At 39.7% G+C, this 18,060-nt stretch carries 3 protein-coding genes; 1 reads left to right on the plus strand and 2 read right to left on the minus strand.

Annotated elements, in window-relative coordinates; translation table 11 throughout:
• The first annotated feature begins 7 nt into the window (after window positions 1–7).
• Window positions 8–1,327 carry an APC family permease gene (locus tag P1K33_RS06100; protein ID WP_284652023.1) on the plus strand — a complete coding sequence of 440 codons (1,320 nt, stop codon included), beginning with the start codon at window positions 8–10 and terminating at the stop codon, window positions 1,325–1,327.
• Window positions 1,328–1,337: 10 nt separating this feature from the next.
• On the opposite strand, the gene P1K33_RS06105 is transcribed toward P1K33_RS06100, so the two are convergent.
• Window positions 1,338–2,510: an acetyltransferase domain-containing protein gene (locus tag P1K33_RS06105; protein ID WP_284652024.1), complete on the minus strand. Its 1,173-nt coding sequence runs from the start codon at window positions 2,508–2,510 to the stop codon at window positions 1,338–1,340.
• Between the two features lie 192 nt (window positions 2,511–2,702).
• Window positions 2,703–17,834: an NIDO-like domain-containing protein gene (locus P1K33_RS06110; RefSeq protein WP_284652025.1), complete on the minus strand. Its 15,132-nt coding sequence runs from the start codon at window positions 17,832–17,834 to the stop codon at window positions 2,703–2,705.
• Between the last annotated feature and the right edge of the window lie 226 nt (window positions 17,835–18,060).

Below are 18,060 nucleotides of genomic sequence, written 5' to 3' on the forward strand. Positions count from 1 at the left end.
AAACTTTATGACAAATTCAAAAACCAATTCTCTTAAAAAAGCACTCGGCGTTAGTTTCGGCATTGCCATTTTAGTTGGAAGTACGATAGGAGTAGGCATACTCAGAACGCCCGGAGCGATTGCCGGAATTCTGGATAGTTATTGGCTCATCATTGCCTGTTGGCTTGTTGGCGGTATTTATGTCTTAATTGGAGTCGGAACTTATGCTGAATTGGCGACAATGTTACCCAAAGCCGGTGGTTCTTATAATTATGTCAAAAGAGCTTTTGGGAATTATGCAGGCTTTCTAACCGGTTGGTATGATTATATCAACAACTCTTTAGCGCCGGCGTTGTTTTGCATTGTCATTAGCGAATTTGTAGTTGTGCTGTTCCCCGATTTGAAAAACCAAACCACGATTATGGCCATTGGGCTTTTATTATCTTTTACATGGCTTCACGCCACTGGTGTAAAAAGCGGTAGCATTATGCAACAAATAACCAGTGTAATTAAAGTTTTGTTTTTTGTTGGTTTTATCGTCGCTTGTTTTATGTATTCGGGTGTGAAGTTTAACCCGATAGAAAGTCAATCTTCCATCCTGGAAATGAGTGTGCTCATCGCTTTCTTCAAATCACTTCAGATGGTTTTGGGTACTTATGAAGGCTGGAATGCCGGTTGTTTTTTTGCTGAGGAAGATAAAGATCCAAACAGAAATATTCCTAAATCATTGTATACCGGAGCCATAGTGGTAATCCTGATATATGTGGTGATGAATATGGCTTTTCTGTATGTATTGCCTGTTTCAACCATAGCCAATTCAACTTTGGCGGCTTCAGATGTTTCCAAAGTGGTTTTTGGCGATAGTGGTGCTGTTATCGTAACGGTCATTGCGGTATTTTCCATCTTGGGCATTCTGAATGCCTATATGATGATTCCGGCAAGGATACTTTTCGGATTGAGCCGCGATGGTTTTTTTATCCAAAAAGGGACAACAGTAAACAAAGGTGGAACACCAATTGTTACGCTTTTAATTTCTTCTTCCATTGCTTTTGTTTTGATTTGTATCGGTTCCTTTGAAATATTGTTTTCTCTCGGTGCTTTTATGGCTGTGATTGTTTGGGGATTGACTTATTGTGCTTTAATTCGATTAAGAATCAAAGAGCCTAACTTACCAAGACCTTATAAATCCTGGGGTTACCCCTGGACAACTATCATTATGATATTGTTTTCAATTGCCTTGTTTTTTGGGTTTGCCTATAGTGACCGAAGAAGTTTGCTGGTTGTCGGTATTATAACCTTGCTTTCTTATCCGGTTTTTTTATTACTGAAAAGAACCAATAAAAAGTAGACAGCTTCTGTTATAAATAACTCAGCCACCATTTTTCTTTGTGGTTTTGCTTATAGTTGTCAAATTTTTTACAGAGCGGATACAGTAAAACAATTACCAATATCCATATTGCATAAGTAACCCAAAGCGGATAACCGAACTCTTTCATCTGGGGCACTTCGGTGACCCAACCTTGTAAAATTAGTTTGTCCCAACCAAAGCCTGAAACTTGGGCAAACACCATGGCTAGCAAGTGGATAAGATAAATGTGCAGGATGTAATAGAAGAAAGGCACTCTGCCAAACGTAGCAAAGAAATTCACTACTCTGCCTTTCAGGTTTTCGGCATTCGCCAAAAATAACAAAGCTACACCCAATGTCATCAGTAAATACAATAAGGAAGGCGGATACTTAGATGGATTTAAGAAGGACATTAAATCCTGACTTAACGAAGGGTAATCCTGAAATTCATTGGCATCGCCATATAGGTTGGTATAACGCAAAATTCCAAAAAGAAGTAAGGCTGTAATTCCAATGATATTAAATAATTTTCGGCGTTTTGAAGCACCAAAAGAAGCATCATAAAAAGTGCCAAAGTAATAACCCAGTCCCATAACGGCAATCCATGGCACAATCGGATAACCTACAAAGAAGTTGTGTTCTCCGTTTATATTCATAAAGAAAGGTTCGTGTAAAATAGCCCAAAAGATATTATTAAAGAAATGAACCGCATCCAAAAGATTATGCCCAAAAATAAGCAGACAGCAAAATATTAAAATTACTTTCATTGGCAGATGGATTAATCCGGCTAAGACAATCATACTGATTCCTAAGGACCAAATCACCAACAAATCATGGCTTCTGAATTGCCAATCAAAATACCACCCAAAATTCACGATGGTCATTTCAATAAAAATCAACCAAAGCCCTCGTTTGAGCAGGAAACTGGTTAAGTCTTTTTTGCTTTTTCTTTTCCCAACCATAAAAGCAGAAGTACCGGCTAAAAAGCAAAAAGCAGGCGCACAAAAATGAGTGACAAAACGGGTCAGGAAAATAGGAAAGGAAGATTGTATAGGATCTGTTGGATCAAAAAAATGGGCTGGCAGATGGAAGTAATCCCTAACATGGTCTAAAGCCATAATTACCATTACTAATCCTTTTAAAAGATCAATCGATTCAATTCGGTACTTGGTTAGTGTTGTCATTTTAGCGGTTTAGGTTGGTTAAACGGCAGGTTCTGTTTAAATGACTTGAGGGCTAACTGAAGGCAGTGCCATTTTGAGTGGCTACTTTTGTAAAAATACATTTTCTTTTTCAGAATCGCTCTTTCGTTGTCAAAAAAGAAAAACCCTCATTAAATCAATAATGAGGGTTTTTAAACTTATTTAAATTAATGTTTATCGTTTCACGACGCGTAGCGTTTTCACTTCTTCGCCCTGAGTAACAATCACGTTGTAAACACCGCTTGGGTACCTGTCTCCGATACTTGTTGTTTCCAATTCAGAAACGTTTACTTTTCTTTGTTCAACCAATCTTCCGACCATATCATAAACTTTAACGTCTATGGCAGCTTGGTTTTCGGTTTTAACATCAATCATAAAGTTTTCCGCAAATGGATTCGGGTGAGCTTTAACTTCAAATGGAGTAGCAGCCACCATTTTCGCAGGGAAAGGAACGATTAACTGACAATCTTTACCAGGATAATAGTTACCAAACAACTGAACGTCAACAATGATTGAATAAGTTGCTCCAGGGGTTAATGGTGCCAAGGCATCAAAATCACTTAATCTGAAGTTGTTAAACGTATGCTCTATGGTTTGGCTATAATCTAGTTCTTCACTGATTAAGGTAAAGCGATATAGACTGGTATAGTTTATTGTATTAGCATACAATATTGTACTCATAGTTGCAGGCGTGATTCCGTCTTCGTCACAAGCAGCCATAAAGGCTTCAGGTGCCATTGGTGTTCTTACGGTACACATTTGACCATAAGGACCCCAAACTTCCTCTCCATCAATGTTTACTTTTACTTTTACTCTTACATTATAATCTGTATCGTAAAGTAATGGTAAGGCATTAGGAGCGCTGTTTACCATAATCATTTGGAAGTTATTGTATAATCTTTCAAATTCTTTCACTACACCAGGATTAGAGGCTAATGCCACTTCAAACTGGTAAGCCAATGCATAGTTAACAGAGCTACATGGTATTGATGACGACATCGAAGTGGCTGTTAATCCACATTGTACCAATTTAGTCGTTGGAACTCCAGGTGTTGAAATTAAACAAGCTGAACTGAATGGCTGTTGTTCACCGTTCACGATAGCCGCCACCGAAACTGAATATGTAGTACCATATTCAATGATGTTGGTCATACCCAAATTGAAGTTTCTGTAGGCTCTTGGCAAATCAACAGTTACATTGGTATTCAAATTCGTTATTCTGAATAAATAAGTCACAGTATAAGGACCTGAATAAGTGGCTGCCGAAGCCGTGATGGTTGCTTTGGCTTTGGTCAAAGTGCTACCACAGAAACTTGGTAGGATAGAAGTAAGCGCTGGTGAACAACCATTATACAATGAACCGTTACAGTCATCATCGATACCATTGAAACAAATTTCAGGAGCACCAGGATGAACAGTAGCTGAATTATCATTACAATCGGTATTGTTTAATACATAGCCAGGTTCAGAAGCATTACAAGAAATTAAAGTAATCGCTGGGTTACCATAACCATCATTATCAGCATCTCTGTAGTAAGTGATGTTTTCAACCACAGTTACTGTAGCTGTTCCGGCTTGTGTTTGGGAACATGTTGACGAACTACTGTCTTGAACGCTAACTAACGAATAAGAATAAACACCTGCTGTAGCGGTTGATACAGTTAAAGTTACTGAATTACCACTTGTAGTAGATATTGTTTGGTTGGCACCACCATTTAATTTATAAGTAAATGTATATGGTGCAGTTCCGTTAGCTCCGGTAAATGTTACTGTTGGTGCAGCTGAATTTCTGCATAAAGTTACAGTACCGGCAATAGTTGCAGTTGGTAATGGATTAACTGTTGCGTTTACTGTACTGCTGGCTTTACAACCATTGCCATTTGTGATTTCTAAAGTATAAGTTCCACTGGCTGCTGTAGTAGCATTTGCTATAGTTGGATTTTGAACAGCTGATGTAAAACTGTTTGGTCCAGTCCATGAGTAAGTGTAAGTATTTGGTGCAAATGTGATACTTTGACCATTAACTAAACTAGCAGCGTTTGATGTATACTGTAATGCAGCTGTTGAACTATAATTAATACCTATAGTAGCACTTGCTCCTGCGTCGTATGTTGCATTTCCGAAAGTTATATCCTGGTAAACAAAATGGATTGCACCTGTCACAGTATTTAACTGAACCTGATAGGTTATACCACCTGTAGTGAACGCGTCATGAGACAGATTAGTATATTGTATGATAAACAAGTTACCTACAGTTTGTGTTCTGATACTTGGTGTAAGTTGTACATCCAAATCATCCCAGAATGGTGCTATGAAAGCATTTCCGGCGCCGTTCGCTGTACTTGGTAGTGCAGCATTTGCAGCGACAATGGTTCCTGAAGTTGAGCCAAATACAATGGCTCCATTGGTTCCAACTCTTGCAGTAGTATAGGCTGTACCATTGAAAGTAAAAGATGGGATTGTGATATTGTTCGAATTGTCATCACTCAACGTTCCAATAGATGTACCAGTAGTACTGATATCAACAAAGCTTACACCGCTGTTATTCGTTAGAGTATATGATGGTGTAGTAGGAGGAGTTGACGTTAAATTCAACGCGCTGCCTTGACAAATTGGTGAATTTGAACTTACAACTGCTGCTGTTGGGAGTGCATTAACAATCACAACCGCTGCACCAACTTGTGTTTGTGAACAAGCTGTTGTACTTGAATCGGCAACACTTACCAATGAATATATAAATGTACCTGCCGTCGTGCTTGGCACTGTCAACGACACACTATTACCTGAAGTGGTCGTTATGGTTTGGTTGCTGCCACCATTAATTTTATATGTAAAGGTATAGGGCGCTGTTCCCGCAGCTCCTGTAAATGTTACAGTTGGTGCTGTTGCATTTTGACAAAGAGTTGTGCTACCTGAAATTGTTGCAGTAGGTAGTGGGTTAACGGTTAATACCGCAATAGTACTTGTTGAATTCAAAGAGGTACAAGTCGATACTACAACATCATAGTTACCAGCTAGAACACCGGCACCAGTTAGCGATAATGAGCTTGATGTAGCTCCTGAAATTCCTGTTCCATTAGTTAAATTACTGCCATTTCTTCTCCATTGATAAGTCATTGTGGTAGCGCTTGTAGCAGTAACACTAAATGACGCTGATGCACCTTGACAGACTGTAGTTACTGCTGTTGGTTGAACAGTAATTGTTGGAGCAGCAGTTTGAACATTCACCAATACTGATGAAGTTGCTGTACATCCTGCATTAGAAGTAGCCGTCAAGTTATAAGTAGTTGCTACACTTGGCGTAACTGTCGGGTTTTGTGAACTCGAGGTAAATCCAGCCGGTGTTGATGTCCAGGCATAAGTAAATGTAGTTGATCCATTATTGATTGGACTAAAGCGATATAAACGTCCGTTATCCGGCAACAATGGAGCAGAGAACGTGCCTAATGCAACAGTGGATGAACTTGAAGTACCTACTGTTGGAGTTGTCCATGAACCGGTATTGCTTAAAGACCTTACGTTAGCAGCTGCAGTAGAAGCACCTTTCAAACCAACCTGAACAGTACCACTTGAAGTTCTTCCTGAACTGGTCGTGAAATCACCATAACGGATTTCAACTTTGTTTGATGTTTCATACAACCATACTTGCACATTTCCTGTATTAGGATTTACAAAAGTGGAGAAGCTTTTCAAGTTAGCCCATTCTATTTTTACAATCCTGTTAGGAGATGAACCCACTGTTTGAACATGATAGGTCTCTCCACTTGTATTATTACTGTCTAAATCTCTTGAGAAAGCAGATATTACATTAGTGATAGAAGTACTGCTTAGCGGAGTATACAGTGGAGCATAAGTCGAATTATTGGTCACAGCTGTATCAAAGCTAATCCATCCATTAGTACTCATCCTGAATGAGGTAAAGTTATTTCCACCAAAATGGAAAGTAAATGGTAAGGTTTGAGCATCAGAAATTCCATCGTCAGTTGTAGCTACCACAGGAGGACTACCAGCACTACTGTTCAAAGTTAAAGCCACAGTTCCACTTCCTCCAACAATAGAGTTGAATGAGGCTATAGTATTTTCAAAAGTATAACTTCCAACTGGAACACCTGTTGTAATTGGTTCGTTCAATACAGCAGATCCTGATAAGGAAATAGATGAACCAGGACAAGATAACGCGGTGTTATTTGTTGCAGATGCTGTGAATGAAGCACCAGTATTAACTGTAGTTGTAGCAGTATTGAAACAGCCAAAAGTATCTGTTCCGGTAACAGTGTAAGTGGTATTTGAACTTGGCGTTGCAATTACTATTGCACCGGTTGTGGCATTCAAGCTACCATTATCTGGTGTCCAAGAATATGTATTCGCACCACTTGCCGTTAAAGTAATTCCAGTTCCCGGTGTACAATAAACTGCAGATGACGGAGTAACAACAACAGTTGGATTGTTTATTACAATATTAGCTGCATTAGATTCAACATCCGGACATTTATCCGGTCCTGAACCTGATCCCGTAATGAAGGCCTTGTAGAAATAACTTCCTACCGGAGTGGCTGTAGTAGTCATAACCGCTAGGTTATAATGATTAGCTGATGGGTTAGTTGCAGAGTATGTCGTACCTGCAGGTAAACCTGCTAAGTTATTCCACGGTCCTGAAGCTGAAGTTGCATATTTCCATACTATAGCTCCAACACTACCCGAAGTCTCAATTGACAAGTTGGTTGTATTGGCAACTTTACATAAGTTAACAGCACTTGTGGATAAATTTTGTACAAAAGTTACCGGAGTATTTACCGTTAAAGTCGCGATTGAACTATCTAAGAAGAAGTCCAATTGGCATTTGAACTGATACCCGTTATGGGCTGCAGTTACACCTGAAACAAATAACGTTTTAGGGCTAAATTCATTAGCACCTGAGAACGTTAATCCAGTAGTTCCATCAAGACCATCAACAATATCGCTAAAGTTAGCTCCATTGTCGGTACTGATTTGCCACTGAACATTATAAGGTTCATCTCCAGTTGTTACAATGGTAAATGAAGTACTTGAAGCACTACATAAATTCACACTGGCCGGTTGCGTAGAGAAACCAGTATTGGTTACGTTAAGTACACCAACAATTGGCACTAAAGTAGTACATGGTGCTAAACCAGTTACTAAACATCTGTACTGATAAGTATCAAAACCTAAAGTAATATTGTTAACATTAAGAATATCGCTCGTTTCACCTGTATAATCCGGATTGGCGGCTAAAATATCCTGCCATCCATCAACATTGTTATTTACTTGCCATTGGTAAGTAACAACCCCTGTAGTTACTACTTCAAAAGTAGTATCCTGACCAGGAGAAACAGTTCTGGTAAGTGTGCTGGAAACTATTGTTCCAGGATCATTAACGGTAACAGTAACCGGTTGTGTAAACTGACAAGCAGGAGTAGTGTCGTTACTTGTAGCTGTAACATTATAAGTTGTTGTTACGGTTGGGCTTACTGAACGAGGGTTACCGGTTAGGGTAGTTCCACCTCCTACAGGAGCCCAGGAATATGAATTACTTCCGGCAGAAACAGCCGTTAATGTACCGGTTTGTCCTTTACAAATGGTAATAGGACTAACAGTAAACGAAGGTAGAGGAGTTACATTGACAATTGTACTACCAGTACTTGTACACCCAACATTGGTTGCTGTGGCTGTATAAGTCACTGATGTAGCCGGTGAACTTGGTTTAGCGTATACGGTAGTGTATAAACCAGAATCCACTAAACCATTTACTCCATCATTTACACTGGCCGCAGCAGCACTTGTATATAGATTTCCTGCAGTAGCTGACCAGGAAAGTGGAGCATTTTGTGGTGGTGTAGTATAATAAATAGTTATCGAAGAATTGCTTAATATTCCAGTATCATTAGCGAAATCATCATAAGCAGTTACTGTCCAAGTTCCATTACTGATACTGAACAAATCAGAAAAAGTAGTTGTATAATTTCCTCCAAAAGTTCCCGTAGCAATCAAACTTGATTCGGCAGTCAAATCTGCTTTGAAAGTACCTGTAAATGGAGCGCTACCTGTTGACATAGCTGAAGCACTAGTGTCAGATGTTATAATTGTATCCGTAAAATTATCACCTGTACTACCTTGATCAGCGAACAAATTAACAATTTTTCCATTTGGTGCTTTAAGGTTTACTTCAACATCTGCATCAAAAATATGTGAAATATTAACTTTAACTTCAACTTTTGTTATTGTTGCTCCGGCAGGAATTCCTGCTACCGCTATATTTTGTGAAACACCAGTTGATGAAACATCAGGTATAGCAGAACCGGTTGTAGGTGACGCTACTGTTACCGAACTCGGAGTTCCGGAAATAAGTCCTCCCGTTGCATTTAGTGTAACTACACTGCCACTACATACTGGACTCGCATTTGAAATTACAGAAATTGCAGATGGTGTTTGGGTAACTGTAACTGTAACAGTACCAGCAACTGCTGTACATCCGTTGGCGTCAATACCATTGGCAGTATAAACTGTAGTCACTGTTGGATTGACAGCCGGAGTTGCTGATGTTGAAGTAAATCCTGCCGGGTTAGAAGTCCATGAGTATGATGCTGCACCTGTAGCCGTTAAAGTAGTTCCTGAACCTCCGCTACAAATTGTAGGAGCGGCAGCAGAAGCTGAAATAGTGGCAGGCGTATTAATCGTTACTGTAATCATGTTTGAATCGGCAGAAGAACTGTTCGTACCACAAGTTACATGCAACCAATAATAGGTTGTTGTTGTCAAAGCTCCGGTAATTAAACTGGCAGGGTTGGATTGACCTGCAACGGGGCTTCCTCCGCTAGGATAATTTGAACTTGATGTTGAAGAATACCATTGGTAGGTAGTTCCTGTACCGGTAGAATATCCTGAAGCTGCAATAGTAGGAGTACCTGAGGTACAAAATTGTGTAGTACCTGTTGCAGTACCACCATTTGCAGTGATACAAGCCGGAATTGTGAATTCATCCGCTCCTAAATCAGGGGTAGTGGCATTTCTTGTTTCGCCATCAAAATCTGTAGTAACAGTTGCAATAGGCGTTCCTAAATTATCTAATCCAAGACTTGCAGCGGTGATATGTAAATCAGTAGCTGAAGTAAAGATAGGAAGAATATTAACTGAATTGGCGTCTTTTGATGTGGCAGTTTGCCAAGCGGTTAAAGTTGCCTGATCAGTAGCATTACTTGCTAAGACATTGCCAGTGCCACCGCCAACATATAAATCATTATAGTCTGAAGTTAAACTGGCCACATCTGCAATTGATCTGTAAGCATAATGCTTTCCAGTACCACCGTTACGGGTGTTACTCAAAATATTGTTCTTGAAGTTTGTCGTACTGGCAATACTGTAATAGTAAGCCGCTGAATTGCTGGCCCCTGTTACAGTTCCGGAAATAGAAATGGTATTGTGATAAATATCATAAAGTCTTCCCGTAGCATTGGTTTCGTCAAAGATACCGTACACGGTTAATGGGGTTGTTGCATTTAAGGAAATGGTATTATTTGTAATCGTTCCTGTAGTACCATTTGTCATATTAGCTAGATCAATTCCATAGACAGTCCCATTAGAAGTAGTTTTTAAATCATAGATTTTGTTTCCTGTAAACGTAAATCCTTCGGCATTTGCAGTTCTAACAATTATCCCTGTTAATGAAGTTGTTTGTGTAGCAACTTCATAGATATTATTTCCGCGGTATATTGTACCAATGGTTCCTCCATTATCTCTAATTCCATTTATAGAGAAGTTAAAGATGTTATTATTTTGAATAATATTTCCAGAGTTTTTGATGGATGCATTGGTAGTTGTACCAGAACCTGAATTCAAAATACCAACTCCAGTTGACGTTGCTCCACCGGAAATATCATTGTTACTGATAAGGTTATTGTCATTTCCATCCGTTCCGGTTGAAGTGCTTAATATAATTACACCAGATGTATTCGCAGTACTAACACCATTTAAAATAGTATTCTTAATAGTATTGTTAGCCGCGTCATTGATTAAAGTTATAGCAGAACCAGATGTATTAGTATTACTAATGGTTAAATCTTTTGTTGTTCCGCTAACGGTATTTGAACCATCGATGGTTACGAATTTCGCTCCATTCAAATTGAATAGGGTAGTACTATTGCTTCCGGAGATGGTCTTGGTAACACCTGTACCAGGTTTGATGGTTACGGTATTGATTGCACTTACTCCAGCAACTGTTCCCATTACAATTGGGAAAGTTTCCGTAGCGGCATAGTCACTTTGCAATTCAAATACAACTGCGGCACTTACACCACGAATGGTCAAATCGGCATTGGCAGCTGTGATGGAAGTAAAGTTAGGGAATACCTGTGAAGCACCAATCAAATAGGTGCCAGCCATTGGGCTAACAATTGTTCTCGCTCCCGCCGGAGCAGTAACTGTTGGGGTACGAACAATTCCGTTAACCGTTAAATTAGTAAACTCACCATCCATGACATTTCCTGTAGTAGCCAGGGCTGCAACATCATATGTTAACCAGAAATAGTTAGTTCCGTTTGATAAGGCTTGTGAACCGTTTACGATATGAGAACCACTTGGTACAGCCACTGTACTTCCATATTGAGTGGTAGTTGCAAAAGTACTGCTGGTTCCAGTATAGTAAATTTTTGCATTACTGATATCGGCTAAGTTTGTAGTACCGTTTGTATTGAAGGTCAATGAAGTTAAAGTTCCCGTTGCAGCAGACGTAACAACTTGTAATCCGATTACTTGTTGTGTGTTGCTACCAGCCAAAACATTATTTGTGTTTTGTGTAACTGTTGATGAAGTGTATGGGTCAGTTATGGTTAATGTTCCGGTGATTTCATCATTTGTACTTACAGTATCACCTGCCAATTCCGCTTTAGCATAGATAGTATAGGCTCCCGATGTAGCAATAGTAACTGAAGGGAAACTTACAGTTGTTGTAGCTAAAGAGGCCAAAGAGGCAATAGTTGCCGTTTGATTGTAAACTTCAGTTAAACTGGCATTAACAATGCGATAACGAACAGTCACGTTGGTTTGTGCCAATACACCTGCATTCGTAAATGAGGCTTGTGGCGTGAAGGCTACACCTACAACTTTAGAACCTGCATTAACAGGATCAATAAACGCAGTAGCAGCGATGTCATTATTTACAGGAGCAATGAAGTTGCCTTCATCAGCTCCAACATCTGGTGTTGTTGCATTTCTTGTATCTCCATCAAAATCGGTTGTAATTCCGACAATTGGAGTAGCAGCAGATTCAACATAGGCTGTTACTGTTGTATTGATATGCAAATCAGTAGCTGAAAGGAATTGAGGGTTTTGGCTAAGTGAAGCAGCATCTTTTCCTGTTGCTGTCTTCCAAGCTGCTAAAGTAGTTTGGTCAGAACCTAAAAACCCTAGGACAGCAGAGGCAGCATTGAAACTATTGGTTACAAAATAATCATTAAAGTTGATTAAAGTATAAGCTGTATTAGCCGCTACGGAGTAAACTGCAAAATTTTTCTGTGATGTATTTGTTGCAACTTGGGTGTTAGAGAATATGTTGTTTCTGATATCTAAAACCGAGGCGTTTGAACCAACATAGAGCGCAGTAGTTACGGCGGTTGTCGTACCTGTACCCATACTACCTGTCATGCTAACACTATTGTAATATAAATTCACACCTCCTGTTGCTGCGTTCATACCTACTGTAATTCCAATAGAAGAGGAGTTGGTAAACGAACTAAAGTTAGTACCATTAATGGAGTGAAGGATGTTGTTAGCGATAGTTAAGTTACTTGTAGCTGTTCCGGTATTTACAGAAATACCCCATGCACCCCAACCACCTGTATTGCCGGCAAAAATATTATTGATGTTATTTCTTGAAATAGTCGAAGCAGTGAAACCTGCTTGAACATCAATACCAGTGAGCGTTGTTTGTACAGTATTGTTTAAGTTAAAAATTGTGTTTTGAGATATGTTTGCATTCAAACCGTTACCTACAACAATACCTGTTTTGAAAATATAGGTTGTTGCGGCACCAGAAGAACCGATGCTATTGCCACTAATCACTAAATTATCCATACCTCCTGCTGAAACTGTAGCGTTTCCATTTGCGTAGATTCCGAAAGTGGCTTGGCTTATACTATTGTTGGTTAGGGTAACATTATCATTGTCACCACCGGCTGTTCCCGGCGTAGCACCTCCGACTGAAATGCCGTAGGAGGTAGAGGTAGTTGAGGAAGTATTTCCGGTAGTAACAATACAGTTTTTAATAGTATTGTCAGTTGCACCAGACCCGTTACCCAAACTTGAAATCGCAATGGTAGAGCCACTAGTAGAACTTGTATTCGTAAAAGTCAAGCTTCTGTCCGTTCCAGTTCCGCCTATTGAACCATCAATAGTAACTCTATCAGCACCATTCAATTTGATTAAAGCAGCAGAATTTAATGAACCCGAAACTGTTCTTGAAGACCCTGTTGGGTATAATTTTAAAGTATAAGGACTTGCAAAAGCATTTAAAGCATTTGCTCCGGTTTCAGCAGTCAAATCACTTGCAATTTGTAATTCAAGATTACCAGTTACTATTGAACCATTGATAGTGGCAAACGCACCGGCTGCATTAGTTAGTGAAGTAAAATCACATCCTGACGCACAAACGGTTTTAACTCCGGAAATGGTTGCGAATGCAGTATAAGTGCTTGGTGTAGTAGGAGGTGTACTTGCTGCAGGAGGTGTAGCAGAGAAACCTGCTGCACCAGCTGAAGGGAATACAGAAACATTTGGCGTAGCAGCCAAATCTTGTGCTACTACATAATATGAAACTACATCGTTTGGCGTTGTTGCTGCCGCTCCAAAAGTAAAGGTATATTGGTTAGAACCAATAGAAACTCCTGTTACTGCAGTATAAGAACCTGAGTTAACTTTATAATAAAGTACCGGCAAACCACCTCCGGAAGTAGGAACACCACTTCCTGAATCGGTAATGGTAGCTGTTAATGTTTGGTTGCTTCCAACCGTTGTATTGCCTAGAGCTGTATAGCTGATTATAGGAGCTGCAACGTCTTGACCGGTAAAATTACCGGCATCAGCACCGATATCAACTGGTGTTAAGCCTGAACGGGTTTGATTGTCATAATCATCTGTAACACCAACATCAACACCATTAGCTTCTACAAAAGTAATTACAGAAGGATTGATGTGTAAGTCTGGTGTTGCATTGGTCGGATCCAAATACTGAGGATTGTTTTCAAAACTTGCCGCATCTTGTCCGGTAGCTGTTCTCCAATCGGAAATTGTGGTTCTGGAAACAACATTAAATCTTCCAATCGCACCTCCAGTTCCGTTTACAAATAACATATTGTTGTTTGAAGTTAAACCAGTAGGATTAACCGTTGATCCACCAACTGCAATCGCATAGTGAGTCCCGGTTCCTGAGGTATTGGAACGACTGTTCATGAAAATATTGTTTCTATAATTACGGGTATTGACAGTTTGACTACTGTTGAATGCAAAAGTATTCACTGTTCCTGAAACTACATTACTTCCACCAATGTAAACACTGTTGTGATAAAAATTGTCAGTCCCTAAAGGCTCATTGATACCGTTGATTTGGGCACTGGTAGTTATACCGTTACCCAAAGAAATCATATTGTTTTGGTAGGTAGTTGTTCCACCGCCTACTTGAATTCCACTGATTACACCAGCTGTTGAAGTTGAAGTTAGCGAGTGCACAAAGTTTTTAGCAACAATATTGCTTGAACCTGACGGACCATTATTGTAAATTCCGGTTACCAATACCGCAGCAGTGGCTGCTGTATGGGTATTTGCCAAAGCATTTACGGTATTTGATGAAATGTTCAATGGAGCTGTTGTAGAAGTATTGGAAATTCCAATAACTGAAGCTGATAAAGAGGTACCTGTATTGGCAGATACGTTATTCAGGTCAGAAACAGTATTTCCGGTTATAGTGTTTGTTCCTCCGGTTGTGCTGATACCCAAAACAGTTACCGCTGTTGAAGGACCTGTTCCACCTGTGGCAGCATAATTCATATTTCTAACGGTATTGCCCGTAATCGAATTGGTGCCTGAGGTTGCCAATATACCGGTTAATGTATTAGCATTGGTAGTCGTATTGAGAGAACCAACAGAATAAATATTGTTGGCATTGGTTGTACTTCCAATAGTATTTCCTGAAATTGTAGTTGTTGCTGAGGCTGTTCTGACTCCATAAAAAGTATGTCCAAGAGTATTAGCTCCAGCTGCGGCAGCTAAATAGAAACCTCCAACACTATTGTTGGAAATTACTACTGTGCCTGAACCAGTATTGTAAATTCCATTACCAATTCCACCATTATTTGTCGATTGAAGCAGTGAAATACTTGCAGCAGCGGCTGTAGTTGATGTTACAGCGTTGCTACCTAAAGTATTCCCTGTAGTATTTCCAATATTAACATTTCCATTAGTAACGATGATACCGTTGAAAACATTTCCGCCAGAGACAGCTGATTGGAACTGTATGTTTCTGATAATATTGTTTTGCACACTGCTGGCAGTCGTAGTACCAACTGATAATGCTATTCCTTGGAATAAGTTAGAGGTCACAGCACCGGTTACATTCCATTTTTGGGTTGTTACAGCAGCATTAGCGCTGTCACCACCAATAAAGTTACCAGTAACAACAAAGTTATTACCTGAAGTGTAACTGATGTTAATTCCTGTTTGTGTACTACCTGAAGTAGCGGTTCTTGTTGCTGTTTGATAAATGCTATTTCCGGTAATGGTCCAATCTGTGTTTCCAGTAGAAATCAAAATACCATTTGAAGAAGTAGCCGCACCAAAAAAGTTAAAGATATTATTGTTTGAAATAGTATTTCCACTATTATTGGTTGCTGCAGTAGTTGTCGAACCGGAAGAATAAATACCATTTACAGCCACTGTTGTTGGGGAAGCTGTACCAGCAGCACCTCCATCAATATTACAGTTGTCGATAGTATTGCTGTCATTTCCGTTTGACCCGGTGGTAGTTGAGAAGTTCACTACACCCGATGCCGTGCTGGCATATAAAGCAGCTAAGTTTAGATATTTTAAGGTGTTATTATTGGCATCATTAATAAAACGAACCGCTGTACCACCTGTAGCGGTACTTGTATTACTGATCGTTAAATCTTTTGTAGATCCTGTACCACCAGAACGTCCGTCAATAATCCAATATTTACCACCATTAATATCAATTGTAGCCGTCGTATTGGCAGATGTAATGGTCTTACCGGTTACGCCGCTTGCTTCACGGATGGTTATTGTATTTGTTGCACTGGATCCCGGAACTGAAGCCAACACAAGAGGAAAAGAAGCTTCGGTTGTATAACCACTTGCAATCTCCAACACTGTTGGTTGGGAAATTCCACAAGCAACTAAATCAGCGGTAGCAGCACCAATTGTTGGATAGGATACTCCCGGCACTGCAGCAGCACCGTTGATGCTTATGGTCGCATTGAAGCTGGTACATGTAGTAGTACTTGCGCTAAAAGTTGTTGCCGTGGCACTGTAAACAGGTCCACCAGCACATGTGGTATTGTTATATGAGAATACCCAATAATAATAAGTAGTATTAGGGGTTAATCCGGTTGATGTCCATGAACCTGCTGCAGCGTTTACATATTCAATATACCCAATGGCATTGTTTCCTACGGTATAGGTAGTCGCTGTAACCGGTACCGGTTGAACGTTTGTAGCTGTTCTAACAACTAAGTAACCGGTTGGAGCAACAGCTGCGGCTGTAAAACTTCCCGGAATTGTGGTTAAAGTTGATGTACCTGCACTGGCAGTTGCTGCTAAAGAAGTTGGGACAGCACATGGTCCTGTTACAGAAACATTATCTATACCAATATTACTACCAGTGCCACCAAAATTACTAATACATTCAAATCTTACTACACAAGTTGAAGATACGGAAGTCCCCAAATTAACAGTTCTTGTGGTCCAACTTGTTTGAGCAGTATTATAAGTTGCTAATGCAGCTCCAAATGTCTGTCCACCATCAGTGGATAAATATATATTAAGTGCTGCTGTTTCTGAACTAATATGATTAAAAGTTAAAGTCTTTGTTCCAGTCGTACCTGAAAAATTCAGGTAATAATCCATGTAGCCATTGGATGAAAAAGTAGCGTTAAAACTATTAAACATTGCTGTTCCACCACTGGCAGGTGAAGAAACTGTAAAGCTACCTGATGTACTTAGCCACCCGCTTGATGAACCAGTTGAAACATTATTTCTTCTAATAGATCTATCGCCATATGATGGCCAGGTTCTCCAACTGGCAGCGCTAGGCAAATCTCCTGTACTGTAACCGTTAGCCCATGAGACTGCATCAAAATTTTCTGATGCAGGAATTGAAGCGTAAGTTGGAGCTGCCAAAGCAGCAAATGGTGTAAAAGTAAACGTTTGTCCAGCTACGGGCGAGGTTGCTGTTGCTGCTGTACTAAAACGCATTGTCAGGGTTGATGTAGCTATACCAGTTGTATTACTTACCGTTGGCGCCGTCCAAGTCGTTGCCGCAGAACCCGATAGATTTTTCCAATCATAATGAGAAGCACCTCGCAGTCCAACCTGAGGAAAGGTGGTACCTGCAGAAACTGTAGGTGTATTATAAACCAAATTTATGACATTTGTTGTTTGAGTCAAACGTATTTGAAAAGTAATTCGTTCTGTAGCCGCCTGACCGGTTCTGGCCAAATCGGTATATTGAATCACAAAATCACTACCCGAGGTGCCATAACTAATATCAGGTGCCGCTCCGGAAACCGTTGAGGCTACCAAATCCATACCGAATGCTGTAATTGCTCCGTCGTATCCACTGGAAGTTGTAGAGGAACTACTATTGGTTGAAATTGGCAATATATTACCCGCTGCCGGTGCATTACCTGCTATGTTCGCAAAGGCAATAAATCCATTGTTTGAAATGTAAATACTGTTATAACTTTTACTATTGTAGGTAAAAGCCCAAGGCAGGGTTATAGCAGGCGAAACTGCATTTGTTGCAATAGTGGCTCCACTTTGCCATGAAGTACCACCACTTAATGCGGTATAACTTCCTGAACTGGCAGCAAAAGTGTAATTCGCGACCTGCGCCTTGACACCTATACTTCCCATCAAAAACACCATGGTCAATAAAACCTGACAAAAGCGTTTTTGTGATGAACTGGTTATCAATTTGCTAAATTTGTTCAGGTCGAATAATGAAAGAATTTCATTATTAAACATGGCTGAACGTCCGTTTTTTGGGGAATTGTAGTAATTAATCATATAGCGGTAATTAGATTTTCTTAATAAAAAGACAAGACGCGAATATAAAAGATTAGTTTTCAGATAATAAAATAAAAAAATAGAATATCGATGAACGACACTTTTTTTCGGGTGAAATTGAAAAAATATTAGTGGATTGTACCAAATAATAAAGAAATGACTACTTTTTTAGAATTCATAAATCGACTTGATTTATATTTATCATAAAAGATGAAAAAGCAGCAAT

Origin of the sequence: Flavobacterium terrisoli (assembly GCF_030167905.1) — a bacterium.
In the GTDB taxonomy this organism is placed as follows: Bacteria; Bacteroidota; Bacteroidia; order Flavobacteriales; family Flavobacteriaceae; genus Flavobacterium; species Flavobacterium terrisoli.